The 24370-nt window shown below is 62.4% G+C and carries 24 protein-coding genes and 1 tRNA gene; 13 read left to right on the top strand and 12 right to left on the bottom strand.

Annotated elements, in window-relative coordinates; all coding sequences use genetic code 11:
* Nucleotides 1-28 precede the first annotated feature (28 nt).
* The 4 genes from ABOC32_RS01775 to ABOC32_RS01760 are packed head-to-tail and all read right to left on the bottom strand — an operon-like array spanning nucleotide 29 to nucleotide 3002.
* Nucleotides 29-718 (bottom strand): ABC transporter permease, encoded by a 690-nt coding sequence (locus ABOC32_RS01775; RefSeq protein ID WP_426809944.1) that lies wholly within the window; start codon nucleotides 716-718, stop codon nucleotides 29-31.
* A complete protein-coding gene (locus ABOC32_RS01770; protein WP_086976944.1) occupies nucleotides 718-1410 on the bottom strand; it encodes an ABC transporter permease in 693 nt (230 codons plus the stop codon). Before ABOC32_RS01770 ends, ABOC32_RS01775 begins: the two co-directional genes overlap by 1 nt.
* Before the next feature lie 54 nt (nucleotides 1411-1464).
* Complete coding sequence (locus ABOC32_RS01765; RefSeq protein ID WP_012270084.1) at nucleotides 1465-2217, bottom strand: ABC transporter substrate-binding protein; 753 nt, start codon at nucleotides 2215-2217, stop codon at nucleotides 1465-1467.
* An 11-nt stretch (nucleotides 2218-2228) separates the two neighbouring features.
* Nucleotides 2229-3002, bottom strand: a complete 774-nt coding sequence (locus ABOC32_RS01760; protein WP_426809943.1) for an ABC transporter ATP-binding protein — start codon at nucleotides 3000-3002, stop codon at nucleotides 2229-2231.
* Between the two features lie 631 nt (nucleotides 3003-3633).
* Here ABOC32_RS01760 and gabP point away from each other — a divergent pair.
* Entirely contained in the window at nucleotides 3634-5019 is a 1386-nt protein-coding gene (gene gabP / locus ABOC32_RS01755; RefSeq protein WP_426809942.1) for a GABA permease, read from the top strand.
* 264 nt (nucleotides 5020-5283) lie between these two features.
* On the opposite strand, the gene ABOC32_RS01750 is transcribed toward gabP, so the two are convergent.
* Nucleotides 5284-5727, bottom strand: a complete 444-nt coding sequence (locus ABOC32_RS01750) for a hypothetical protein (RefSeq protein ID WP_043200355.1) — start codon at nucleotides 5725-5727, stop codon at nucleotides 5284-5286.
* 131 nt (nucleotides 5728-5858) lie between these two features.
* Here ABOC32_RS01750 and ABOC32_RS01745 point away from each other — a divergent pair, with 131 nt between their 5' ends.
* Together ABOC32_RS01745 and ABOC32_RS01740 are read left to right on the top strand one after the other, a co-directional pair.
* Nucleotides 5859-6395 carry a hypothetical protein gene (locus ABOC32_RS01745; RefSeq protein WP_426809941.1) on the top strand — a complete coding sequence of 179 codons (537 nt, stop codon included), beginning with the start codon at nucleotides 5859-5861 and terminating at the stop codon, nucleotides 6393-6395.
* 250 nt (nucleotides 6396-6645) lie between these two features.
* Nucleotides 6646-6948: an addiction module antidote protein gene (locus ABOC32_RS01740; protein WP_029887656.1), complete on the top strand. Its 303-nt coding sequence runs from the start codon at nucleotides 6646-6648 to the stop codon at nucleotides 6946-6948.
* Between the two features lie 134 nt (nucleotides 6949-7082).
* Here ABOC32_RS01740 and ABOC32_RS01735 read toward each other — a convergent pair.
* The 4 genes from ABOC32_RS01735 to ABOC32_RS01720 form a co-directional block, all read right to left on the bottom strand.
* A tRNA-Phe gene (locus tag ABOC32_RS01735) sits at nucleotides 7083-7158 on the bottom strand.
* Between the two features lie 90 nt (nucleotides 7159-7248).
* Nucleotides 7249-7521: an oxidative damage protection protein gene (locus ABOC32_RS01730; RefSeq protein ID WP_043203962.1), complete on the bottom strand. Its 273-nt coding sequence runs from the start codon at nucleotides 7519-7521 to the stop codon at nucleotides 7249-7251.
* Nucleotides 7518-8585, bottom strand: coding sequence for an A/G-specific adenine glycosylase (gene mutY, locus ABOC32_RS01725; protein ID WP_426809940.1), 1068 nt, complete (start codon nucleotides 8583-8585; stop codon nucleotides 7518-7520). Before mutY ends, ABOC32_RS01730 begins: the two co-directional genes overlap by 4 nt.
* Nucleotides 8582-10840, bottom strand: a complete 2259-nt coding sequence (locus ABOC32_RS01720) for an AsmA family protein (RefSeq protein ID WP_426809939.1) — start codon at nucleotides 10838-10840, stop codon at nucleotides 8582-8584. Before ABOC32_RS01720 ends, mutY begins: the two co-directional genes overlap by 4 nt.
* A gap of 369 nt (nucleotides 10841-11209) precedes the next feature.
* Between ABOC32_RS01720 and ABOC32_RS01715 the strand changes: the two genes are divergently transcribed.
* The 6 genes from ABOC32_RS01715 (at nucleotide 11210) to hisF (ending at nucleotide 16092) form a co-directional block, all read left to right on the top strand.
* Nucleotides 11210-12871: an OFA family MFS transporter gene (locus ABOC32_RS01715; protein ID WP_426809938.1), complete on the top strand. Its 1662-nt coding sequence runs from the start codon at nucleotides 11210-11212 to the stop codon at nucleotides 12869-12871.
* Nucleotides 12872-13052: 181 nt separating this feature from the next.
* Nucleotides 13053-13646 carry an imidazoleglycerol-phosphate dehydratase HisB gene (gene hisB / locus ABOC32_RS01710; RefSeq protein ID WP_043203991.1) on the top strand — a complete coding sequence of 198 codons (594 nt, stop codon included), beginning with the start codon at nucleotides 13053-13055 and terminating at the stop codon, nucleotides 13644-13646.
* Nucleotides 13647-14285, top strand: coding sequence for an imidazole glycerol phosphate synthase subunit HisH (gene hisH / locus ABOC32_RS01705; protein ID WP_426809937.1), 639 nt, complete (start codon nucleotides 13647-13649; stop codon nucleotides 14283-14285).
* Complete coding sequence (locus ABOC32_RS01700; protein WP_043203968.1) at nucleotides 14286-14546, top strand: DUF2164 domain-containing protein; 261 nt, start codon at nucleotides 14286-14288, stop codon at nucleotides 14544-14546.
* Between the two features lie 27 nt (nucleotides 14547-14573).
* Nucleotides 14574-15311 (top strand): 1-(5-phosphoribosyl)-5-[(5-phosphoribosylamino)methylideneamino]imidazole-4-carboxamide isomerase, encoded by a 738-nt coding sequence (hisA, locus tag ABOC32_RS01695; RefSeq protein WP_016484508.1) that lies wholly within the window; start codon nucleotides 14574-14576, stop codon nucleotides 15309-15311.
* 10 nt (nucleotides 15312-15321) lie between these two features.
* Nucleotides 15322-16092, top strand: coding sequence for an imidazole glycerol phosphate synthase subunit HisF (hisF, locus tag ABOC32_RS01690; RefSeq protein WP_008091498.1), 771 nt, complete (start codon nucleotides 15322-15324; stop codon nucleotides 16090-16092).
* Between the two features lie 121 nt (nucleotides 16093-16213).
* Here the strand turns inward: hisF and choV are convergent, their stop codons facing one another.
* From choV to ABOC32_RS01675, 3 genes are all read right to left on the bottom strand, one after another.
* Nucleotides 16214-17392 (bottom strand): choline ABC transporter ATP-binding protein, encoded by a 1179-nt coding sequence (gene choV / locus ABOC32_RS01685; protein WP_403194191.1) that lies wholly within the window; start codon nucleotides 17390-17392, stop codon nucleotides 16214-16216.
* Nucleotides 17389-18237 carry a choline ABC transporter permease subunit gene (gene choW / locus ABOC32_RS01680; RefSeq protein ID WP_426811556.1) on the bottom strand — a complete coding sequence of 283 codons (849 nt, stop codon included), beginning with the start codon at nucleotides 18235-18237 and terminating at the stop codon, nucleotides 17389-17391. Before choW ends, choV begins: the two co-directional genes overlap by 4 nt.
* Nucleotides 18238-18318: 81 nt before the next feature.
* Nucleotides 18319-19266 (bottom strand): choline ABC transporter substrate-binding protein, encoded by a 948-nt coding sequence (locus ABOC32_RS01675; RefSeq protein WP_426809936.1) that lies wholly within the window; start codon nucleotides 19264-19266, stop codon nucleotides 18319-18321.
* A gap of 453 nt (nucleotides 19267-19719) precedes the next feature.
* Here ABOC32_RS01675 and ABOC32_RS01670 point away from each other — a divergent pair, with 453 nt between their 5' ends.
* The 4 genes from ABOC32_RS01670 to ABOC32_RS01655 all read left to right on the top strand — a co-directional run bounded on the left by ABOC32_RS01670 (nucleotide 19720) and on the right by ABOC32_RS01655 (nucleotide 24330).
* Complete coding sequence (locus ABOC32_RS01670) at nucleotides 19720-21096, top strand: L-serine ammonia-lyase (RefSeq protein ID WP_426809935.1); 1377 nt, start codon at nucleotides 19720-19722, stop codon at nucleotides 21094-21096.
* A gap of 384 nt (nucleotides 21097-21480) precedes the next feature.
* On the top strand, nucleotides 21481-22587 hold the full coding sequence (locus tag ABOC32_RS01665) for a GlxA family transcriptional regulator (protein ID WP_043203982.1): 1107 nt from the start codon (nucleotides 21481-21483) through the stop codon (nucleotides 22585-22587).
* Nucleotides 22588-22778: 191 nt separating this feature from the next.
* Entirely contained in the window at nucleotides 22779-23279 is a 501-nt protein-coding gene (locus ABOC32_RS01660) for a sigma-70 family RNA polymerase sigma factor (protein ID WP_426809934.1), read from the top strand.
* Nucleotides 23280-23367: 88 nt separating this feature from the next.
* Nucleotides 23368-24330: a FecR family protein gene (locus tag ABOC32_RS01655; protein WP_426809933.1), complete on the top strand. Its 963-nt coding sequence runs from the start codon at nucleotides 23368-23370 to the stop codon at nucleotides 24328-24330.
* Nucleotides 24331-24370: the final 40 nt, after the last annotated feature.

Below are 24370 nucleotides of genomic sequence, written 5' to 3'. Positions count from 1 at the left end.
GTTTACCCGCGAAATGGCCAGTAAGGTCTCAGCGACCCTGGCAGGCGTCCACGCGCAACCAGCGCTCCAGCAGCTTGAAGCCCTGCACCAGCAGGAACGAGATCACCAGGTAGAACACGCCAGCGGCAAAGAAGATCTCCACCGGCAGGTAGGTACGGGCAATGATGGTACGGGCCATGCCGGTCAGTTCCAGCAGGGTCACGGTACTGGCCAGCGCACTGGCCTTGAGCATCAGGATCACTTCGTTGCTGTACGCCGGCAGGCCGATGCGCGCGGCACGGGGCAGCATGATGTAGACCAGCGCCTTGCCCCGCGACATGCCCAGCGCCCGTGCCGCTTCGATTTCACCCTTGGGGATCGACTGCAGCGCGCCACGCAGGATCTCGGCGATGTACGCAGCGGTGTGCAGGGTCATGGTCAGCACCGTGCACCAGAACGGATCGCGCAGGTACGGCCACAGCGAGCTGGAGCGCACCGCATCGAACTGCGCCAGGCCGTAGTAGACCAGGAACAGCTGCACCAGCAGCGGGGTGCCGCGGAAGAAGAAGATGTAGCTGAACGGCACGGCGCGCACGTACCAGTGGCGCGAGGAGCGGGCGATGCCCAGCGGGATGGCCAGGATCAAACCGGCAACCACCGCAATGGCCACCAGCTCCAAGGTCAGGATTGCGCCCTCGGCCAGGCGAGGCAGCCATTTGAAGATGACTTCCCAATTCATTATTCAGCCCTCGCAAAGCCGCGAGCGGCGCGTTTTTCCATGAAGTACATGCCGGTCATGGCAAGCACGGTCAGGCCCAGGTAGATGCAGGCCGCGACCATGTAGAAGGTGAACGGCTCCTTGGTCACGGTCACGCCAATTTGCGAGTGACGCATGATTTCTTCCAGGCCGATCACCGACACCAGGGCGGTGTCCTTCATCAGGATCATGAACAGGTTGCCAAGGCCCGGCAGGGCGATGCGCCACATCTGCGGCAGGATGATCCGCGACAGGATGCGGCCTTTGGAAAGGCCCAGCGCCAGGCCGGCCTCACGGTGGCCCTTGGGAATCGCCAGAATGGCGCCACGGAACACTTCGGTCGCGTAGGCGCCGAAGCACAGGCCCAGGGCGATTACACCCGCAGCGAAGGCGCTAAGCTCCAGGCCGGGCATGTTCAGGGCTTCGCCGAGGCTGTTCATCAGCCCGACGGTGCCGAAATAGATAAGCAGCACCCACAGCAGTTCGGGCACGCCGCGAACCAGGGTCGAGTAAAAGCCGCCAAGCCATTGCAGCGGCTTGAGCGGGGAGGTTTTGGCCAGGGCGCCGAGCAGGCCCAGCACCAGCCCCAGCAGCAAGGCGCAAAGCGCCAGTTTTACGGTCATCAGGGTGCCGGCCATCATGGCCGGACCGAATCCGTGCAGGTCGATATTCATGGGCAGGTCATTTTAGGGACTGGCGCGCCACCTGGGCGCGCCGGTCAGGGCGGGTCATTCGATGCTGAACGGGAAGTACTTGTCGTTGATTTTCTTGTACGTGCCGTCGGCCTTGATTTCGGCCAGGGCTTTGTTCAGGTCGTCGCGCAGCTTGGTGTCACCTTTGCGCACGGCAATGCCGATCTTGTCGCTGTCCATCACCGGCTCGCCCTTGAACTCGAAGTTCGAGCCGTCTTTGCTCTTCAGCCACTCGTACTGCACGTACTTGTCGGCCAGGATGCCGTCGATGCGGCCGGACACCAGGTCCAGGTAGGCGTTTTCCTGGGTGTCGTACAGCTTGACGTCGACGCCCTTGAAGTTGTCTTCAAGGTAGGTGCCGGCCAGGGTGGCGCGCTGGGTGCCGATGGACTTGCCTTTCAGCGACGCTGCGTCAGTCTTGAAGTCGACGTTTTTCGGCGCAATGAACTGCAGCTTGTTGGAGTAGTACGGCTCGGTGAAGTCTACGGCCTGCTTGCGCTCGTCGGTGATCGACAGCGACGACACCAGGAAGTCGAACTTCTTGGCGTTCAGGGCCGGGATGATGCCGTCCCAGTCGGAGGTGACGACCGAGCATTCGACTTTCATCTTGGCGCACAGGGCGTCGCCGATGTCTTTGTCGAAGCCAACCACGTTACCGCTGGCATCCTTGTTGTTGAACGGTGGGTAGGCGGCTTCGATACCCATGCGCAGTTTTTCTGCGGCCATGGCGTTTGCCGACATCACCAGCGTGGCAGCAGCTGCCAGGAGAAACTTCTTGTAAGTGTGCATGTATTGCTCCGTTAGCGGTGGCTTGACATGAATTGCTTGCAACGCGCCGAGGTCGGGTTCTCGAAGACCTGCTGCGGCGATCCCTGCTCTTCTACCAGGCCCTGGTGCAGGAAGACGACTTCACTGGACACATGGCGGGCAAAGCTCATCTCGTGCGTTACCAACAGCATGGTACGGCCTTCTTCGGCCAATGCGCGGATAACGTTTAGCACTTCCTGGACCATTTCCGGATCGAGGGCCGAAGTGGGCTCGTCGAACAGGATGACTTTAGGCTTCATGGCCAGGGTACGGGCAATGGCGGCACGCTGTTGCTGGCCACCGGAAAGCTGGGCGGGGTAGCTGTGGCGTTTGTCGTAGATGCCAACCTTGTTCAGCAGCGCTTCGGCGGCTTCGATGGCCTCGGCCTTGCTCTGGCCGAGCACGCGGCGTGGCGCCTCGATGATGTTGTCGAGGATCGACATGTGCGGCCACAGGTTGAAGTTCTGGAAGACAAAGCCGATTTCGCTGCGCAGGCGGTTGATCTGGCGGTTGTCGGCGGCGATCAGGTCGCCGTTTTTGGCAGCCTTGAGCTTGAGGGCTTCGCCGGCGACCAGGATTTCGCCCTGATGCGGGTTCTCGAGCAGGTTGATGCAGCGCAGCAAGGTGGACTTGCCGGAGCCGGACGACCCCAGGATGGAGATCACGTCACCGTCGCGTGCGGTCAGCGAAATGCCCTTGAGAATTTCCTGGTCGCCGTAGCGTTTGTGCAGATTGCGGATTTCCAGCGCGGGCGTGGCCTGAGCCATGTGCGGTCCTCATGTGTTCGGGTGCGTTCCCAGCTATTGGCGGCCTTCCTGGCGTGCGCCAAGCTAGCATAGCGGCATTATGGCGGCCAACAGGGTTGCCAGGGACTCGGGGCACTGGTGGGGCAGTTTGTCGCATCGCTGCAGCGCAACGTCGCGCAGATGTCCGCGAAGGTGTCGCCCAGCACCAGAGCCTTGATGAAAAAAGGCGCGATGGTGCCAGCTTTAGCCTGCTCATGGAAGCGGTTTTGGCCCATTCGAGGGGTAAACCCGACCTTTCGGTTGTGGGAGCGGGTTCAACCGCGAAGGCCACCCTGAGGTACAAGGGTTGTACCCATGGGTTGCACTTTTCTGCATTGCGGTGGTGCACAGGTGTTACCGGGGAGCACCTTTGGTGCGTTTGTAAGTGGGTATTTCAGTAATCTGATGATTTGGCGTCCTTTCGGTCAAGGTCTGGCCGAAAGCCCTCCAAACCGCGTCCTAAAAGGCCCGCAGAATTTTCTGACGAATGCATTCAGCAGATGGCGCGCTTATTGCCACTAGGAAACCGCCGATTGCAGCGACGCCTAGATCAACCCCAGGCGCGCTCCGTTTCCGCAGTCGGAGTGGTCCACTCCTTACAAAGGTAGTTTTAATGAGCGGTAACAATTCCAATGACCTCGCTCAGGGGCTCAAACAACGGCATGTGACCATGCTGTCCATCGCTGGCGTCATCGGTGCCGGCCTGTTCGTAGGCTCTGGCCACGCCATCGCAGCGGCCGGCCCGGCCGTGCTGCTGGCTTACGCCGCTGCCGGTACGCTGGTCGTGCTGGTCATGCGCATGCTGGGTGAAATGGCGGTCGCCTCGCCAGACACCGGTTCGTTCTCGACGTATGCCGACCGCGCCATCGGGCGTTGGGCCGGTTTTACCATTGGCTGGCTGTACTGGTGGTTCTGGGTGCTGGTGATTCCGCTGGAGGCCAACGCTGCCGCGGCCATTCTGCATGCCTGGCTCCCTGCGGTTGACCTGTGGGCCTTCTCCCTCATCATTACTCTGGCACTTACCCTGACCAACCTGTGCAGCGTGAAGAACTACGGTGAGTTCGAGTTCTGGTTCGCCCTGCTCAAGGTGCTGGCGATCATCGGCTTCATCGCCGTGGGCTGTGCGGCCCTGTTCGGCTTTGTACCGAGCAGCCAGGTGAGCGGTGCCAGCCACCTGTTCGATACCCAAGGCTTCATGCCTAACGGCCTGGGCGCAGTGCTGGCAGCCATGCTGACCACTATGTTCTCGTTCATGGGTACTGAAATCGTCACCATCGCCGCTGCCGAATCGAAAGACCCGGGCAAGCAGATTAGCCGCGCCACCAACTCGGTCATCTGGCGTATCTGCCTGTTCTACCTGGTGTCGATCTTCCTGGTCGTGGCCCTGGTGCCGTGGAACGACCCGGCCCTGGCCGAAACCGGTTCCTACCAGACCGTGCTGAGCCGTATCGGCGTGCCGAATGCCAAGCTGATCGTCGACATCGTGGTGCTGATTGCCGTGACCAGCTGCCTGAACTCGGCGCTGTACACCTCCTCGCGCATGCTGTTCTCGCTGAGCAAGCGTGGCGACGCCCCGGCCATCGCCCAGCGCACCACCAAGGCGGCGACCCCGCACGTGGCGGTATTGCTGTCCACTGCAGCGGCATTCCTTTGCGTGTTCGCCAACTTCGTGGCCCCGGCCCAGGTGTTCGAATTCCTGCTGGCCAGCTCTGGCGCCATTGCCCTGCTGGTGTACCTGGTGATTGCCATTTCGCAGCTGCGCATGCGTGCCAAGCGTGAAGCCAGTGGCGAGAAGATCGCCTTCAAGATGTGGCTGTTCCCGGGCCTGACCTGGGCGACCATTGCCTTCATCGTTGCCGTGCTGGCAGTGATGGCGGTACGTGAAGACCACCGCGCCGAAATCATCGCGACCGCGCTGCTGAGCATTGGTGTGGTGGCGGCTGGTCTGCTGGTGCACCGCAAGCGTGAAGCTGCCGGGCGGGTGGCGCTGGACAACTGATCCGCGCTGGCTGAAATGAAAAGGCCGCGCCCTGTGAAGGGCGCGGCCTTTTTTGTTGCTCCACCTGGCTGCGTCGATTTCAGGGCAAACACAAGCCCTGTAGGAGCAGCCTTGTGCTGCGAAGAGGCCGGCAAGGCTCGAAATCATCTTCGCCTGCAATGGCCTCTTCGCAGCACAAGGCTGCTCCTACACGGGTGGCGCCGTGGTCGGGCCTGTGGGAGCGGGTTCACCCGCGAAAGGGTCGAAACAGGTTACATGGCTCTGTCAGCCAAACTGCTTCTGCAGTTGCTGCTGCTTGGCCACCAGCTCGGATGCAGCGATGTAGGCATCCTGGAACTCATCGCTTTCCAGCCAGGCCATGGTGGCCTCTTCATCGGCGCCGTCCAGCCATTTGCGGTAGGCGTTGAACACCAGCACGATGTAGTCGGTGGCGTGTTCTTCCTTGTGCCCCTTCAGCACCAGGGTAAGCAGCGGGTCTACCAGGAATACCGAGATCATCGGTACCAGGCCACCTTCCTGGGCTTCCTTCATCTTCTCGAACATCGCGTCGTAGCTGCCCGACTCCATGGCCTTGTTGTACACCTGCTCGACACTGGCGCTGTCGCCGGCACTGGCCTTGACCGCTTGGCCGCTGCGTACCATGCGGTTCTGCTTGGCCTTGCTGGCGGCGCGTTTGGCGCGTTTCTGTTGCTTGGTAGGGGTGGCCATGGGGGCTCGAGTCCTTGGGTGGTGCTGGAAAAGTGCGTATTGAATCGCAGATGGCTGTGAAACCCAAGCGGCATTGGCGGGTCTGAGTCACGCTGCCGGACATTCGGCATTCGCGCAAAGGACATTCACGGATGAAAACACCCGTCATGCTCGGCCTGCTGGCCGCCGCTCTCGCCGGCTGCGGCAACATTGCTGCAGTCAAATCCTTCAATACGCCTTACGGCTCGCCCAGTGGCGGTGATACCGCACGCCTGCGGGTGGTCGCCGACGGTATGGTGCGTGCGGTGCCGGAAAAGGACTGTGTGGACTGGTACAGCCCGGGTGCCGGTGTAATTGCGGTGCCCACCAAAGGTTTTGCCGACCGCAATGGCGAAACCCTGGGCATGCCGGCCGGTGCACCTGTCCAGGCCGATGACGCAGTCAGCGAAGTGCTGGTGCCTGCCGGCAAGCCGTTTACCCTGCATTTTCTCGACGGTGGCCGCTCGGCGGGTTACAACAGCGTGCAGAACTGCCTGGGCATGTTCTCGTTTGTGCCGGAGAAAGGCGCTGACTACGAGCTGGTGGTGCACGGCTACAGCGCGTGCGGCGGTACGCTCAAGCGTTTGGATAAAACTGAGGAAGTGGCCAGGCGCAAGGCTGACTATTGCAGCGCCATGGCAAACTTCTAATCCCTTCAGCCTAGCTGGGCGGCTGGCCCGTATTCCTCGAAGCCATTTGATGCCCAGCGGATCGGCAGCCTGCCATAAAACAGTTTGAAACAGCTACGAATTGGCTGTAGTGTGAACTGTGGTTTACATTCCCTTCCATGCATACGTTAATTCAAACCGATACCTACCGAGGGTGGTTCGCAGCTTTGCTAGCCAAGCCAGGGATATCAAATCTGCTCTCAAGCTGGCTCGTGACCTCTAGGAGGCCATCATGACAAATATCAAACTGACCAAATGGGACGCTGTGGACCATTTGAAGACAGAAGAGGACATGGCCTTGTACCTTGAGGCCTGTCTGGAGGAAAACGACCCAGCACTGCTCGCTGCTGCCTTGGGTGACATCGCTCGCGCCCGTGGCATGGCTCAATTGGCACGTGATACCGGGCTCACTCGGGAAGGGCTTTACAAGGCGTTGTCTGCCGAAGGTAACCCAAGCCTGGCGACCATCATGAAAGTGATGGCGGCGCTTGGGGTGCGGCTCCATGCCGAGGTGTTGCCACGTTCAGTGGGGTAGGGCTTTATGCAGGTTGGCGGCAACGTGAGTTAGCTGCCAAGCCTTCAGCAAAAATCGCAGACAACAAAAAACCCGCACTAGGCGGGTTTCTTGTGTCGCTTCGGGTAACTTTGCAACCACCAGAAGCTTGAAGGTGGTGCCCAGAGACGGAGTCGAACCGCCGACACGAGGATTTTCAATCCTCTGCTCTACCGACTGAGCTATCTGGGCGACGAGGTGAATTAAATAGATTTCCGGACCGCTCGTCAACGACTTTTTGAAAAAATTTTAAATTAATTCCGTCGCTTACGATTTTTGGGGTCATTCGGCCGGTGGAACGTAGCCATCCGCCTGGGCGTATTCTTCGCCGGCGAAAAACTTGTCCATCTCTGCCTGGAGGAATTTGCGGTCCTCGGCATTCATCATGTTCAGGCGCTTTTCGTTGATCAGCATGGTCTGGTGCTTCTGCCAGTCGGCCCAGGCTTTCTGCGAGATGTGTTCGAAGATGTCCTGGCCCTTGGCGCCGGGGTAGGGCGGGCGCTCCAGGCCTGGCAGTTCTTCGTTGTACTTGCGGCACATCACGGTGCGGGTCATCGGGCATCTCCTGCAATCAGTTCGTCGGCTGCGCGTTCAAGCAGCTTTTTGACCGGGGCGGCGAGGCCCAGGCGCGGCGGGGTGGCGAGGTTATACCAGAGCCAGTCGGCCTCGGCCACGTGCTCGCCGACCAAGTCGACGCGCACCAGCCAGGGCTCGATTGCCAGCTGGAAGTGGCTGAAGGTATGGGTCAGGCCTTCCATGGCCCGGCTGCCTGCCAGGCGCAGGCCGTGCTGATAGGCCAGGTCGTCGAGTTGTGCGAGGTCGTCCAGCTCCGGCAGGCTCCACAAACCACCCCACAGGCCGCTGGAGGGGCGGCGGTAAAGCAGGATGGCGCCTTCGTGGTTGGCCAGCAGTGGCATCAGCGTGCGCCGTTGCGGCAACGCCTTGCGCGGCTTGGGCTCTGGGTAGCGGGTTTCTTCGCCGTGCAGGTGCGCCTCGCAGCCGCGCTGCAATGGGCAGATCAGGCAACTGGGCTTGCTGCGGGTGCACAGCGTGGCACCCATGTCCATCATGGCCTGGGTGTAGTGGTTGGCCCGCTGCTGCGGGGTAAAACGCTCGGCCGTGGCCCACAGCTGGTTGGCCACCTTGGGCTCGCCGGGGTAGCCGGCCTGGGCGGTGAAGCGGGCCAGCACGCGCTTGACGTTACCGTCGAGGATCGGCGCGCGAATGCCCATGCTGATGCTGGCGATGGCACCGGCGGTGGAGCGGCCGATGCCGGGCAGCTCGGTGAGCTGCTCGACGCTGCGCGGGAACTCGCCGCCATGTTGCGCGACGACGATTTTTGCAGCCTTTTGCAGGTTGCGTGCGCGGGTGTAGTAGCCTAGCCCTGTCCACAGGTGCAGCACTTCGTCCTCCGGCGCCTCGGCCAGGGCCTGCACGGTCGGCAGGGCCTGCATGAACCGGTCGAAGTAGTTGAGCACGGTGCTGACCTGGGTCTGCTGCAACATGATTTCCGACACCCACACCCGGTACGGGGTGATGCCCTGTTGCCAGGGCAGGTCGTGCCGGCCGTGCTCGTCGTACCAGTCCAGCACAGCGCTGGAGAACTGCTCGGGGCTCATCGCTTGAACAGCCCCTTGAGTGCGTCTTTTACTTCCGGGCTCACTTTGTCTCCGAGTTTCTCTTCGAGTTTTTCATCAATCTTGTCTTTCAGGCGGTTGCCGGCCAGCTTGGCGGCAACCTTGCCCATGCCGCCCTGGTCCAGGCGGCAGGCCTTGGCGCCGAGCTCCAGCGGGCCACGGCAGCGCAGCGGCACTTCAACGCCCACATAGCGTTCGTTGACCTGGCAGGCCGGGTCCGGCATGGCGCGCTGGTCGCCTTCGACGATCACGCCGACGTTGTAGTCCATGCCCAGCACGCGCAGGTCGAGGTCGCCGTGGCCGTTGACGGTCAGGCCCGGGATGCGCGCCTTGAGGTCCGGGTTGCTGGCAACGCCATTGCGCACCACCAGGCTGCCGCGCAGTTCCTGGAACGGGGTGTCCTTGCCGCGTGGCTCGCCGCTCAGGGTCTTGCGGTTGAGGGTGGCGATGGCCTGGCACAGTTGCTGTTCCAGGTTGGCGTTGACCAGCACGCCATCATTGATGGTGAAGTTGGCGCTGCCGTTGAGGGTGTCGACCAGGGCTTTCTGGCTGTTGCCGCTGGCGGTCAGGTCGCTGGTCAGGGTCAGCAGGCCTTTGACCGGTGGTGCCTGGTCCTTGCCTTCGGTCTTGATGAAGTGCTCTACCGGCACCCGCTGGATGTTGGTGTTCACACCCAGTTGCGGTACGGCAGGGCGCACGTCGACCGTGCCCTTGGCTTCGAAGGTGCCGTTGTACAGCTCGCCGCGCAGGGTTTGCAGGGTCAGCAGGCCGCCTTGGCCGATGGCCTTGAGCTGGGCGTCTTCGATCGGCAGCTTGTCCACAGTCAGCGAGCCAAAGGCCAGGTCGGCTTGCAGGTCGAGGGCGCGCAGGCGGTCGACCGGCAGCAGCTTGTCATCGCTCCAGGCCACCTGGGTCGGGGCGTTGGGCAATGGTGTGGTGCCAGCACCGGCGACGACGCTGGCCTCTTGCTGCTTGACCTCGGCCTGACGTGCGGCAGTGGCGCCCTTGGCCTCTTCGCTCTTGGCAGGCAGGTAGCGGTCAGCGTCGAAGGTATCGCCCTTCAGTTGCAGGCGCAGGGCCTGTTTGGCGAAGTCCTCAACGGCTACACGGCCACTGAAGGTGCTGTCATCCAGTTTCACGGCCAGGTCTTCCAGGGCCAGGCTGTTTGCTGTGCCTTGCAGGCGGGTCACCAGCTCCAGCTTGGCGAAGGCTGCCGGGTCGTTGGTGGCCGGCAGCGGGCGGCCAATGCTGTCGAGGAAGGTGCGCAGGTTGAACTGGGCGATGGACAGGCCACCGCTCAGCTGTGGCGCCTTGTCCAGGTCGCGCACATTCAGCTCGCCCAGGGCGCGCAGCTGGTTGGCCGAGACTTTCAGGCCGCTCCACGAGGCGACATTGGCTGCCAGGTCGACCAGCAGCTGGCCCTGGGCGGCGAAGGTCACGGTCTTGCCGCCGGTTGGCTCACCCGAGGTTTCGCCCGACAGGCGCATGTCTTCGAAGTTGTAGCGCTTGAGCTTGCGGTCGAAGCGCAGTTCGCCGGCCAGCTCGGTGCGGGCCTTGATGTTCGGCTCGCTGGCGCTGATGAAGGCACTGGCCTTGAGCGGAATGTTGGCGCCTTCGTGGACCGGGCCCGTGCTCAGCTGGATGCTCTCGGCGCTGTAGTTCTGGCCGGTCTTGGCATCGGTGTACTGCACGCGGGCGTTGTTCACGGTCAGGCTGTCGATGTCCAGCTTGACGGCACGCTCGTTGCCGTCGGCAGGCGCAGGCTTCTGTTCGGCGGGTGCCTGGGCGGGGGCATTGGCCTGCGCATCGGCGGGGGTGCCGTTCTGCGCGGGCAGCGGCTTGCCGATGTCTTCCCAGTTGCCATGGCCTTGCTCGTCGCGGCCCAGGGTCAGGTTCAGGCCCTCGACGCGCACGTCGCTCATTTGCACTTCGCGGCGCAACAACGGCAGCACACGCACGGACAGGCCGAGCATCTGCAGGTCGGCGAACGGCTCCTTGGGCTTGGCCAAGGTGGCGATGCTTGCTTCGTGCAACTCCAGGCCCAGCCACGGGAACAGGCTCCAGCCGATGTCACCGTTGAGGGTCAGCTCGATGTGAGCTTTATCGCGTGCCAGCTGGCGAATCTCGTCTTTGTAGTCGTTGGGATCAAAGAGGTGGGTCAGGGCGAAGCCCAGCGCCACGATGATCAGCAGCAACCCGAGAAGCCCCAGCCCCAGGATTTTGCCGAACGCTTTCATGGGCGAGTCCTTGTAGTCCGTGAGTGAAATTCAGGCGGCAGAGTATAACGCCGCGGTGCTTGTCCCTGCTTATTCGACTAGAGATACAGGGCATGTCCTACGTTTTCAGCAGATGGTACGGCTTTCTGCGGGCAGATGTTTGCCTGTGCCGGCCTCTTCGCGGGTAAACCCGCTCCCACAGGTGATGCACAGGCCTGAAGGGCAGTGAACATCCTGTGGGAGCGGGTTTACCCGCGAAGAGGCCGGCACAGGAAAGAGGACCGTTTCAGCACCGTAAAAAATCACGATATCAGATTGCTTTCACGCCACTTGGCTCTGCTAACCTTGCGCCGCTTTGCGAGCAGCCACCCTATAAGAAGGATCAGACCCATGACCAGTACCGTCGCGGCGGGGGCCTCGGCCAGTGCGCCAGGCTTCCTGTCAAAGGAGCGCATCATCGCCCGCCCGGGCTTCAACCGCTGGCTGGTCCCGCCAGCCGCCCTGGCCATTCACCTGTGCATCGGCATGGCCTACGGCTTCTCGGTGTTCTGGCTGCCTTTGTCGCAAGCCCTTGGCATCACCGCCCCCGTCGCCTGTGCCGCAGACATGGGCTTCATGGCCCGGATGTTCAGCGCCGAATGCGACTGGCCGATCTCGATGCTGAGCTGGATCTACACCCTGTTCTTCGTCTTCCTCGGCTGTTCCGCGGCAGTGCTGGGTGGTTGGCTGGAGCACGCCGGGCCGCGCAAGGCGGGCCTGGTGTCGGCACTGTGCTGGTGCGGCGGCATGCTGATTTCGGCTATTGGCGTAAAAACCCACCAGCTGTGGCTGATGTGGCTGGGCTCCGGCGTAATCGGCGGTATCGGCCTGGGCCTGGGCTACATTTCGCCCGTGTCGACCCTGATCAAGTGGTTCCCGGACAAACGCGGCATGGCCACCGGCATGGCGATCATGGGCTTCGGCGGCGGGGCCATGGTGGGTGCACCGCTGGCCACCGCGCTGATGGGGCATTTTGGTAACGCGCACGAAGTGGGCGTATGGCAGAGCTTCGTCGCGATGGCGGCGATCTACTTCGTGTTCATGACCGCCGGCGCCTTGGCTTACCGCGTACCGCCGACCGGCTGGAAGCCCGAAGGCTGGACCGCCCCGGCGAAAAAAACCGGCAACGCCATGGTTACCGACCGCCATGTGCACGTCAGTGTGGCATGGAAAACCCCTCAGTTCGCCCTGATCTGGCTGGTGCTGTGCCTTAACGTGTCGGCAGGCATCGGTATTCTTGGCATGGCTTCGCCCCTGTTGCAGGAAGTGTTCGCCGGCAAATTGTTGGGTAACGAACTGACCTTCAGCCAGCTGAATGCTGCCCAGCTGGCGCAGATTGCCGCGATCGCTGCCGGCTTCACCGGTTTGCTGAGCCTGTTCAACATCGGCGGGCGGTTCTTCTGGGCGTCGTTTTCCGACTACATCGGCCGCAAGAACACCTACTTCGCCTTCTTCGCCTTGGGCGTCGGCCTTTACAGCCTGGTGCCGAACATGGGGCACCTGGGTAACGTGGCGCTGTTTGTGGCTGCGTTCTGCATCATCCTGTCGATGTATGGCGGCGGTTTCGCGACCGTGCCGGCGTACCTGGCAGACCTGTTCGGCACGCAGATGGTCGGCGCCATTCATGGTCGCCTGCTGACTGCCTGGGCAGCGGCGGGGGTGCTGGGGCCGGTGCTGATCACCTACCTGCGCGAGTCGCAGCTGGCAGCGGGGGTAGAGCGCGCAGCGGCTTACGACACGACCTTGTACATCCTCGCCGGCCTGCTGGTGCTGGGCTTTTTCTGCAACATGCTGGTGCGCCCGGTGGCCGACAAGCACTTCATGAGCGATGCCGAACTGGCGGCCGAGCGGGCGCTGAGCCATGACAAGGGCGCCGACAGCGCGCGGTCGCTGGAGTGGAAGGCAGCGCCGGGCAGCCTGCCGCTGGTGCTGCTGGCATGGGCGGTGGTGGTTGTGCCGTTGGCCTGGGGGGTGTGGATTACCCTGCAGAAGACGGCGGTGCTGTTCCATTGATGTAATCCTGGAATGGCCAATGGGGGCTGCAAAGCAGCCCCCATTACGCAGTTGTATAGACCTGTAGCGGCATCCAGCCCCCGTAATTGCTTGCTTTGCCATATGTCATCCGCGTTTCAAGCTGGCGCGTTCTGGGCCTATAATGGAGCCCTTTTCGCCCAATGATTTTGCGGAGCTGGTGATGGTCGAACGTAAGGCTTCCGTCGAGCGCAATACCCTGGAAACCCAGGTCAAGTGCTCGATCAACCTCGATGGCAGTGGCAAGGCCCGATTCGATATCGGCGTGCCTTTTCTTGAACACATGCTGGACCAGATCGCCCGCCATGGGCTGATCGATCTGGATATCGAGTGCAAGGGTGACACGCATATCGACGATCACCATACCGTCGAAGACGTCGGCATCACCCTGGGCATGGCATTCGCCCAGGCCATCGGTGACAAGAAAGGTATCTTCCGCTACGGCCACGCCTACGTGCCGCTGGACGAAGCGCTGTCGCGTGTGGTCATCGACTTCTCCGGCCGCCCGGGCCTGCAGATGCATGTGCCGTATACCCGTGCCAGCGTTGGCGGCTTTGATGTCGACCTGTTCCAGGAGTTCTTCCAGGGCTTCGTCAACCACGCCCTGGTAAGCCTGCACATCGACAACCTGCGTGGCCACAACACCCACCACCAGATCGAAACCGTGTTCAAGGCATTCGGCCGCGCGCTGCGCATGGCCATCACCCTCGACGAGCGCATGGCCGGGCAGATGCCTTCCACCAAAGGGTGCCTGTAAATGCAGACGGTAGCCGTAATCGACTATGGCATGGGCAACCTGCACTCGGTGGCCAAGGCGCTTGAGCACGTCGGTGCCGGTAAAGTGCTGGTCACCAGCGATGCCGCAGTGATTCGCGAAGCCGACCGCGTGGTATTCCCGGGCGTAGGCGCTATCCGCGATTGCATGGCCGAAATCCGCCGCCTGGGCTTCGACAGCCTGGTGCGCGAAGTCAGCCAGGACCGCCCGTTTCTCGGCATCTGCGTCGGCATGCAGGCATTGCTTGAACACAGCGAAGAAAACACCGGTGTCGACTGCATCGGCCTGTTCCCCGGCCAGGTGCGCTTCTTCGGCAAAGGCCTGCAAGAAGACGGCGAGCACCTGAAGGTGCCGCACATGGGCTGGAACGAAGTTGCCCAGACCATCGACCACCCGCTGTGGCACGACATCCCCGACCGTGCGCGTTTCTACTTCGTGCACAGCTACTACATCAATGCCGGCAAGCCGGGCCAGGTAGTCGGCCGCGGCCACTACGGTGTCGATTTCGCCGCTGCGCTGGCGGATGGCTCGCGCTTTGCCGTGCAGTTCCACCCGGAGAAGAGCCATACCCATGGCCTGCAGTTGCTGCAGAACTTCGTCGCCTGGGACGGGCGCTGGTAAATGAGCAGGTCGAAGGCCAAGGCCCCGGTCATCACGCTGGCCCCCGAGCAGGAGCGCGATGCGCTCGACACGCTCAAGCGCTTCCTCGAAGACCGTTTCGAGCTGGAGCTGGGGTCGTTCGAGGTGGCCGAGGTGCTTGAGCTGTTCAGCAAAGAAATTGCACCCCTTTATTACAACAGGGCGATTGCCGATGTTCAGCTGCACCTCAAGGAGCGGTTCGAGAGCATCGAAAGCGATCTGTGGGCACTTGAAAAGCCCTGAAACCCTAAGAACAGACAGGTTCCCAAGATGCTGATTATCCCCGCTATCGATCTGAAGGACGGTGCTTGCGTGCGCCTGCGCCAGGGCCGCATGGAAGACTCCACGGTATTTTCCGACGACCCGGTGAGCATGGCCGCCAAGTGGGTCGAGGGTGGCTGCCGCCGCCTGCACCTGGTCGACCTCAACGGCGCCTTCGAAGGCCAGCCGGTCAACGGTGAAGTGGTTACCGCCATCGCCAAGCGCTATCCGACCCTGCCGATCCAGATCGGCGGTGGCATCCGTTCGCTGGAAACCATCGAGCACTACGTCAAGGCTGGCGTCAGCTACGTGATTATCGGCACCAAGGCGGTCAAGCAGCCAGAGTTCGTTGCCGAAGCGTGCAAGGCCTTCCCGGGCAAGGTCATCGTTGGCCTGGATGCCAAGGACGGCTTCGTCGCCACCGACGGCTGGGCCGAAGTGAGCACCGTGCAGGTCATCGACCTGGCCAAGCGTTTCGAGGCCGATGGCGTCTCGGCGATCGTCTACACCGACATCGCCAAAGACGGCATGATGCAGGGCTGCAACGTGCCTTTCACCAAGGCCCTGGCTGAAGCCACCCGCATTCCGGTAATCGCTTCGGGCGGCATCCACAACCTGGGCGACATCAAGGCCCTGCTGGACGCCAAGGCCCCCGGCATCATCGGCGCCATCACCGGCCGTGCCATCTACGAAGGCACCCTCGATGTCGCCGAGGCCCAGGCCTTCTGCGACAACTACCAAGGCTGAGGACTGAACCATGGCACTGGCCAAGCGCATCATCCCTTGCCTGGACGTGGACAACGGCCGGGTGGTCAAGGGCGTCAAGTTCGAGAACATCCGTGATGCCGGCGACCCGGTGGAAATCGCCCGTCGCTACAACGAGCAAGGTGCCGACGAGATCACCTTCCTCGACATCACCGCCAGCGTCGACGGCCGCGACACCACCCTGCATACCGTCGAGCGCATGGCCAGCCAGGTGTTCATCCCGCTGACCGTGGGCGGTGGCGTGCGCACCGTGCAAGACATCCGCAACCTGCTCAATGCCGGTGCCGACAAGGTCTCGATCAACACGGCTGCGGTGTTCAACCCGGAGTTCGTGGGCGAGGCAGCGGACCGTTTCGGTTCGCAGTGCATCGTTGTCGCCATCGATGCCAAGAAGGTGTCCGGGCCAGGTGAAACGCCGCGCTGGGAAATCTTCACCCACGGCGGGCGCAAGCCGACCGGGCTGGATGCAGTCGAGTGGGCGAAGAAGATGGAAGGCCTGGGCGCTGGCGAGATCCTGCTGACCAGCATGGACCAGGACGGCATGAAGAACGGCTTCGACCTGGGTGTTACCCGCGCCATCAGCGATGCGCTGGGCATTCCGGTGATTGCCTCGGGGGGTGTGGGTAACTTGCAGCACCTGGCTGACGGCATTCTGGAAGGGCATGCCAGCGCAGTGCTGGCGGCCAGTATCTTCCACTTTGGCGAGTACACGGTGCCTGAGGCCAAGGCCTACATGGCTTCCCGGGGCATCGTCGTTCGCTGACAGATTGCCGGGAGGGCTTTGCCCTCCATTCGCAGCACAAGGCTGCTCCTACAGGGATACGCATTCCCCTGTAGGAGCAGCCTTGTGCTGCGAATGGCCCGCAAAGCGGGCCCCAATTGCATCAACCGTGATTCTTGCCGAGCAGCGCGTGATAAAGCTCGGTATCCCCAAGAATCCCCACCACCCTGTCGTTATCCTGCAACACCAGCTTGTTGCCGGTCTGATAACGAATCTGCAGCGCCTCGCGCATGCCGATGTCGGCGTGCACCACGGTCGGCCTGCGCTCCAGCAGCTCCACATCCTGCCCCGGTGCCCAGTTCTGCATGTCCAGCCCGTTCTGGCCCTGGCGTGCACGCTTCAGCGCGCCACCTTCGCCCAGGTCCAGCCACGAATCGATACCCGGGTCCAGGCACACCGAGCCATTCACCCGCTTGCAGTTGTCCAGGCTGCGCATCAGGCTGCGGCCGCACAGCACGTTCAGCGGGTTGGTGTGGGCGACGAAGGTACGCACGTACTCGTCGGCCGGGTTCAGCACGATTTCCTCCGGCTTGCTGTACTGGATGATCCGGCCGTCCTTCATGATCGCAATGCGGCTACCCAGTTTCAGTGCTTCGTCCAGGTCGTGGCTGACGAACACGATGGTTTTGCTCAGCTTGGCCTGCAGGCCCAGCAGTTCGTCTTGCAGGCCCTGGCGGATCAACGGGTCGAGGGCCGAGAACGGTTCGTCCATCAGCAGGATGTCGGCATCCATGGCCAACGCCCGGGCCAGGCCCACGCGCTGCTGCATGCCGCCAGACAGCTCGTCCGGCTTCTTGTTGCGCCACTGGGTCAGGCCCACCAGCTCAAGCTTCTCGTCCACCAGCTTGCGCCGTTCCTTTTCCGGGCGGCCCTGCATTTCCAGGCCAAAGCTGATGTTCTCGCGCACCGTCAGCCAGGGCATCAGGGCGAACTTCTGGAACACCATGGCGATGCGCTTGGTGCGCATCATCTTCAGTTCGGCCGGTGTGCAGTGGGCAATGTCGATGTGCTTGCCTTCGTGCTCGACAAACAGTTTGCCGCGGCTGACGGTGTTGAGGCCGTTGATACAGCGCAGCAGGCTCGACTTGCCCGAACCGGACAGGCCCATCAACACGCAGATCTCGCCCTTGTTGATATCCAGGTTGGCCTTTTCGACGCCCACCACCAGGCCTGTCTGCTTGAGGATCTGCTCGCGAGTCTTGCCTTGGTCCAGCAGCGACAGCGCCTCGCGCGGCTTGTTGGAGAAAATGACGTCGACGTCTTCGAAACGAATGATGCTCATGCCTCACCCCTTACCGGCAGTTCCGGTTGCTTGCAGATACGGTCGAGCATGATTGCCAGCAGCACGATCGCCAGGCCCGCTTCGAAGCCCAGGGAGATATCGGCGGTGTTCAGTGCGTTGACCACAGGTTTGCCCAGGCCGTCAGCGCCCACCAGGGCGGCGATTACTACCATCGACAGCGACAGCATGATGCACTGGGTGACGCCGGCGGCGATGCTGGGCATCGCATGCGGCAGTTCGATACGGGTAAGCAGTTGGCGACGCGAGCAGCCAAAGGCCTTGCCGGCGTCCATCAGCTCTTGCGGCACGTCGCAGATGCCCAGATAGGTCAGGCGAATTGGCGCGGCGATGGCGAACACCACGGTAGAGATCAGCCCCGGCACCACGCCCAGGCCGAACAGGGTCAGGGTAGGGATCAGGTAAACGAAAGTGGGCACCGTCTGCATCAGGTCGAGTACCGGGCGCATGGCGGTATAGAACATCGGTTTGTGTGCGGCGAGGATGCCCAGCGGCACGCCGATCACCACGCACACCACCGTGGCGAAGGTGACCTGCGCCAGGGTTTCCATGGTTTCCTGCCAGTAACCCAGGTTGAAGATAAGCAGGAACGACAGGGCAACGAATACCGTCAGCCCCCACTTGCGCTGGATCAGGTGCGCCAGGCCGGCGAACAGGGCGATGAGGACGAAAGGGTTGAACCAGGTCAGGGCACTGGTGACGCCATGGATCATGAATTCCAGGCCTTGCGCGATGGCGTCGAAGTAATTCGCGCCGTTCTGGGTCAGCCACTCGACGAACGACGCGATGTACTGGCCCAGGGGTATTTTCTGATCGATAAGCATGATAGCGAGCTTCCACCTGCATAGATTGAAATCAACCCGGGGCAGGCACGGTCCTGCCCCGAGGTAGCGCTATTGCGTAGTTCGTTATTGCGCGAGCTGGGCCTTGGCTGCCTCCAGGCCAGGTTTGCCATCCACGGTAGTAACGCCTGCCAGCCAGGCATCCAGTTTGCCTGGGTTGTCCTTGAGCCATTTCTTGGCGGCGGCCTCGGGTTTCATCTTGTCGTCCAGGACATAGCCCATCATGGTGCTTTCATCCTTGAGCTCGAACGACAGGTTCTTCAACAGCTGGCCAACGTTGCTGCACTCCTGCGCATAGCCCTTGCGGGTGTTGGTCAACACGGTCGCCTTGCCGAAGTCGGGGCCGAAAAATTCGTCCCCGCCGGTCAGGTACTGCATCTTGAAACGGGTGTTCATCGGGTGCGGTTCCCAGCCCAGGAACACCAGCGCCTCGCCGCGTTTCTGCGCGCGGTCGACCTGCGACAGCATGCCGGCCTCGCTCGATTGCACAATCTTGAAACCGGCGTCCTTCAGGCCGAAGGCGTTCTTGTCGATCATGCTCTGGATGGTGCGGTTGCCATCGTTGCCGGGCTCGATGCCGTAGATCTTGCTGTCCAGTTCCTTCTTGAACTTGGGAATGTCGGCGAAATCTTTCAGGCCCTTGTCGTACAGCGCCTGGGGCACGGCCAAGGTGTACTTGGCGTTTTCCAGGTTGGCGCGCACCGTTTCCACGGTGCCGGCGTCGCGGTACTGCTTGATGTCGTTCTCCATGGTCGGCATCCAGTTGCCGAGAAACACGTCCAGGTCCTTGCCGGTGGCCAGCGACTTGTAGGTCACCGGTACCGAGATCATGGTGGTGTGGGTCTTGTAACCCAGGGCTTCGAGCACAACGCTGGTGGTCGCGGTGGTGACTGTGATGTCGGTCCAGCCGACATCGGAGAAACGTACCGTCTGACACTGCTCGGGTTCGGCGGCCTGGGCCAGCAAGGGCGTGGACAGCAACGCAACCAGCAACAGCGAGGGTGAACCTTTCATGGATGGACTCCTGAGATATTGTCTTCGGGTTCGCGTGGGTCGCCGGGCTTTCTGAGGGTCCGGTCGACCAGGCCTGCAGAGGGCAGGATGCGTGGCCGTGCTTTACGAGTCGCTTTCGATAATCCTCCAGCGCCGGGCAATCGCCTACTGGTAGGGTCGTATCCAGTACGGAACGGGTCGTATCCAGTAAGGGCGATGTCGCTTATGGATTTATCCACCCCCTCGGCGGCATTTTTGCGTCACCAGGCCGCCGGAAAGCGGCGTGGCAAGGGCCACTTCCCGGCTACAAACAGTGCGGCGCTGCTGGACAAAAGTACGTCGGTTGCAGACGGCGAGGGGTGCGGTAAAAGCCCGATGATGCTGGCATTCAAGGCGGCCCGCTGTTTGAGCCTAGCAGCTGCCCCGCCCTGCGCATGGCGCGCAGAGACAAGCCCAGCAAGAGGTGATTCGACAATGGCCATCAGCGTGTTCGACCTGTTCAAGATCGGTGTCGGGCCCTCCAGCTCCCACACCGTCGGCCCCATGCGTGCTGGCGCCCTGTTCGTTCAGGGCCTGCGCGAACGTGGTGAGCTGGAACGTGTAAAACGGATCGAAGTGCGCCTGTATGGCTCGCTGTCGGCCACCGGTATCGGTCACGGCACCGACAACGCCACGGTCATGGGCCTGATGGGCGAGTGGCCTGACGCCATTGACCCGACCCAGATCGTGCCGCGCATCGCCGACCTGCGCGAAACCAACACGCTGCAGCTGGATAGCCGCCTGCCCATCGAGTTCATCTGGGCCCGCGACATGCTGCTGCTGGACGAGAACCTGCCGTACCACCCCAACGCCATGACCCTGATTGCCGAAGGCGAGCAGGGCGAGTTGCACCGCGACACCTACTACTCGGTGGGTGGCGGCTTTGTGGTCGATGCCGCCCAGGCCGCCAGCGGTGTGCTGGATGCCGACCAGACGGTGCTGCCGTACGACTTCAACAGCGCCGCCGAACTGCTGCGCCTGTGCAAGCAAAACGACCTCAGCGTGTCGCAATTGATGATGGCCAACGAGAAGGTCTGGCGCAGCGAGGAAGAGATCCGCGCCGGCCTGTACAAGCTCTGGGAAGCCATGCAGGAATGCGTCAACAACGGCCTTAAATACGAAGGTACGCTGCCCGGCGGGCTGAACGTGCGCCGCCGCGCCGCCAAGCTGCACCGCAGCCTGCAGGAGATCGGCAAGCCCAACGTGATCGGCTCGACCATGAGCGCCATGGAGTGGGTCAACCTGTTCGCCCTGGCGGTCAACGAAGAGAACGCCGCCGGTGGGCGCATGGTTACCGCACCCACCAATGGCGCGGCCGGCATCATCCCGGCAGTGCTGCACTACTACATGCGCTTCAGCGATGAGGTGACCGAGTGCAGCGTGGTTGACTACTTCCTGGCTGCCGCCGCCGTGGGCATCCTGTGCAAGAAGAACGCGTCGATTTCCGGTGCCGAAGTGGGTTGCCAGGGTGAAGTCGGCTCGGCCTGCGCCATGGCGGCGGCAGGGCTTGCCGAAGTGCTGGGCGCTACCCCGCCACAGGTGGAGAACGCGGCCGAAATTGCCCTGGAACATAACCTGGGCCTGACCTGCGACCCGGTCGGCGGGTTGGTGCAGGTGCCGTGCATCGAGCGCAATGCGATTGCTGCGGTAAAAGCCATCAACGCGGTGCAGATGGCGCTGCGCGGTGACGGCGAGCACTTCATCTCCCTCGACCAGGTGATCCGCACCATGCGTGACACCGGGGCCGACATGCACGACAAGTACAAAGAAACCTCGCGCGGTGGCCTGGCGGTCAGCGCTATCGAGTGCTGATGCGCTAATCTCGCTCTGCAGTCATCACGACGCCCCATCTTGGGGCGTTTGTGCTTGACCGGCCGTCAGATGTCGCGATGAGTGTGGGCATTGTCGGTGACACTTAAAAGTGTCGTTTCTGGGCAACCACCAAGGTACGTGTCACCAAACTGCTCAGCAGTTACACGTAGCACGCCTAGCACGCCGGTTCTGGAAGCTCTTCCAGCTTGATGGAAGCCCCTGATTTGCCGAATGAAGGCGTCGCTTTCAGGTTTTTTCGGATAGCTGTTCAATTTCCGGCACGGCGTTTGCGTTGTGATTGGCTATAAGCCCCAAACCGGGGGCCATAACAAAAATCAGTGCCCGCCTGAGGCACACCCTGCATTTGTGTGAGGAGAAATCGCGATGACGTCGTACACCTCCGGGAATCCAACCCAGAACCGCACAGCCCCCCAGTCCATCGGGTTTCTTCTACTGGACAACTTCACCCTGATTTCCCTGGCATCGGCCGTCGAGCCGCTGCGCATGGCCAACCAGCTGTCTGGCCGCGAGCTGTACCGCTGGCACACCCTGACGGTCGACGGTGGCCAGGTCTGGGCCAGCGACGGCCTGCAGATCACCCCCGATGCCGCCATGCACAGCGCGCCGCCCATCGATACCGTGATTGTCTGCGGTGGCGTGGGTATCCAGCGCACGGTTACCCGTGAGCATGTCACCTGGCTGCAGGCCCAGGCCCGTCAGTCGCGCCGCCTGGGTGCGGTGTGCACGGGCAGCTGGGCATTGGCCTGCGCCGGCCTGCTCGACGGTTTCGATTGCAGTGTGCACTGGGAGTGCCTGGCGGCCATGCAGGAGGCCTACCCGCGGGTGAACATGAGCACCCGCCTGTTCACCCTCGACCGTAACCGCTTCACCAGCTCCGGCGGCACTGCGCCGCTGGACATGATGCTGCACCTGATCAGCCGCGACCATGGCCGCGAACTGTCGGCGGCCATCTCCGAGATGTTCGTCTACGAGCGCATCCGCAACGAGCAGGACCACCAGCGTGTGCCGCTCAAGCACATGCTCGGTACCAACCAGCCGAAGTTGCAGGAAATCGTCGCGCTGATGGAGGCCAACCTCGAAGAGCCGATCGACCTGGACGAATTGGCGGTGTACGTAGCCGTGTCGCGACGCCAGCTTGAGCGGCTGTTCCAGAAGTACCTGCATTGCTCGCCATCGCGCTACTACCTGAAGCTGCGCCTGATCCGTGCGCGGCAGCTGCTGAAGCAGACGCCGATGTCGATCATCGAGGTGGCGTCGGTGTGTGGCTTTGTGTCCACCCCGCACTTCTCCAAGTGCTACCGCGAGTACTTCGGCATTCCGCCGCGTGACGAGCGCGTGGGTTCCAACACTGCCCAGCAGGTAGCGATGATGCCGATTCCGCAGGCCATGACCCTGTCGCCACACAGCGGGCCGATGGCGGCCCTGAGCCAGGCGCGCAACGAGTCGACCTTTGCCAGCGTAAGGCTCTGATACCGCGCCGCCTCATTCGCGGGTAAACCCGCTCCCACAGGTGCATCACAAGTCTTGAAAACTGTGATTACCCAGTGGGAGCGGGTTTACCCGCGAAGAGGCCAGCACAGCCAACACAAATCCACCTGTTGATAATGATTCTCGACTACAGGTAACATCGCCGCCCCCGAAACCCTCTGGCATACCCCCACGTGGCGGACGACAAACTCCAGCTCTACCTGGCCCACCGGGCGGCATTGCTTGACTATGCCGCGCCGATCGTCGGCTGCCGCGCCCGCGCCGAGGATGTCGTACAGGAAGCATGGCTGCGCTTCAGCCGCCAGCAGGACGATGCCGACATTCGTCACCCGGCCAGCTACCTGTACCGCATCGTGCGCAACCTGGCACTCGATCAGACCCGCCGTACCGCCACCGAAAAAGCCCAACCCAACGGTGACGAGATTCTCGCCGAGCTACCCTCGACCAGCGCCTCGCCCGAGCAGGCGGTTACCCAGCAGAATGAACTCAGCGCCATCAGCCGCGCCCTCGAAGAATTGCCCCAGCGCACCCGTGTGGCATTCGAGATGCACCGCCTGGGCGGCCATACCCTGCAAGAGGTGGCCAGCCAGCTGAACGTGTCCGTCAGCCTGGTGCACCAACTGGTGCGCGATGCCCTGAGCCATTGCATGGCGCGCCTGGAGGATGACCTGTGAAAAAATGCCAGGCTGGTGCGTCCTTTGCCGAGCGGGGTATCTCTGTGCGACCCTGCGCGCCCTTCAGCCCTCAGGAGACTTGCCCGGCATGACGTCCGCAGCCCCCCTATCCAGCCGCCGCGAGCAGGCTCTGGACTGGCTCCTGCGCCTGCAGCAGTCGCCTGACGATCCTCAGCTAAGGGGCGAGTTCGAGCAATGGTGTGCCAGCGACGCGGCCAATGCCCAGGCCTACCACAAGGCCGAAAGGGTCTGGCAACTTACCGGCCAGCTGGCGCCGACCACCACCGAACTGTGGCCCAAGGCCGAAGTACTGCCGCTACCGGTCAAGCGTAAGCACCACCGGCGCTGGTGGCTGGGCGCCGCTGTCGCGGCCTGCCTGATGGTAGCCGTCGCGCCTTCCCTGAGCCTGCGTTTGCAGGCTGACTACCGCACCGCACAGGGCGAGACCCGCGACATCACCCTGGCCGATGGCAGCGTGGTGCAGATGGACAGCGACACCGCCATCGCTGTGGACTACAGCGGCGATCACCGGGATGTGAAGCTGCTCGCCGGCCAGGCGTTTTTCGAGGTGAAGCCCGACAAGGCCAAGCCGTTCCATGTGCGTGCCGACGATGTGCGGGTGACGGTGACCGGCACGGCATTCAATGTCGAGCTGCGGCCTGGGCGGGTAGGGGTGGATGTGCAGCATGGCTCGGTACGGGTCGAGGACACTGCCGATGCACAGGTGCTGGCGGCAGCACTCACGGCCGGGCAGCGGCTGCGGTATGTCGATGGTCAGGTGCAACTGCATGCCTTCGTGCCCACGCAAGCTGCCGCCTGGCGACAGGGGCAATTGATTGCAGACGACCAGACAGTAGCCGAGCTGGTGCAGGCGCTGGCGCCGTATATGCCAGGCAAGGTGATGCTGCGTGATGATGCACTGGGGGCCAAGCGGGTGACGGGTGTGTATGACCTGCGCAAGCCCGAGGCGGCGTTGCGAGCAGTGATCAGGCCGCATGGTGGCGAGGTGCGCAGTTATGGGCCTTGGCTGCTGGTCTTGAGCAAACCTTGAAATTGCCGGGGCTGCTGCGCAGCCCATCGCCGGCAAGCCA

The organism is Pseudomonas sp. WOUb67 (genome assembly GCF_050058005.1).
GTDB lineage: Bacteria > Pseudomonadota > Gammaproteobacteria > Pseudomonadales > Pseudomonadaceae > Aquipseudomonas > Aquipseudomonas putida_R.
The sequence above is the reverse complement of the archived record's forward strand: the minus strand, read 5'-3'. Positions and strand labels throughout refer to the sequence as shown.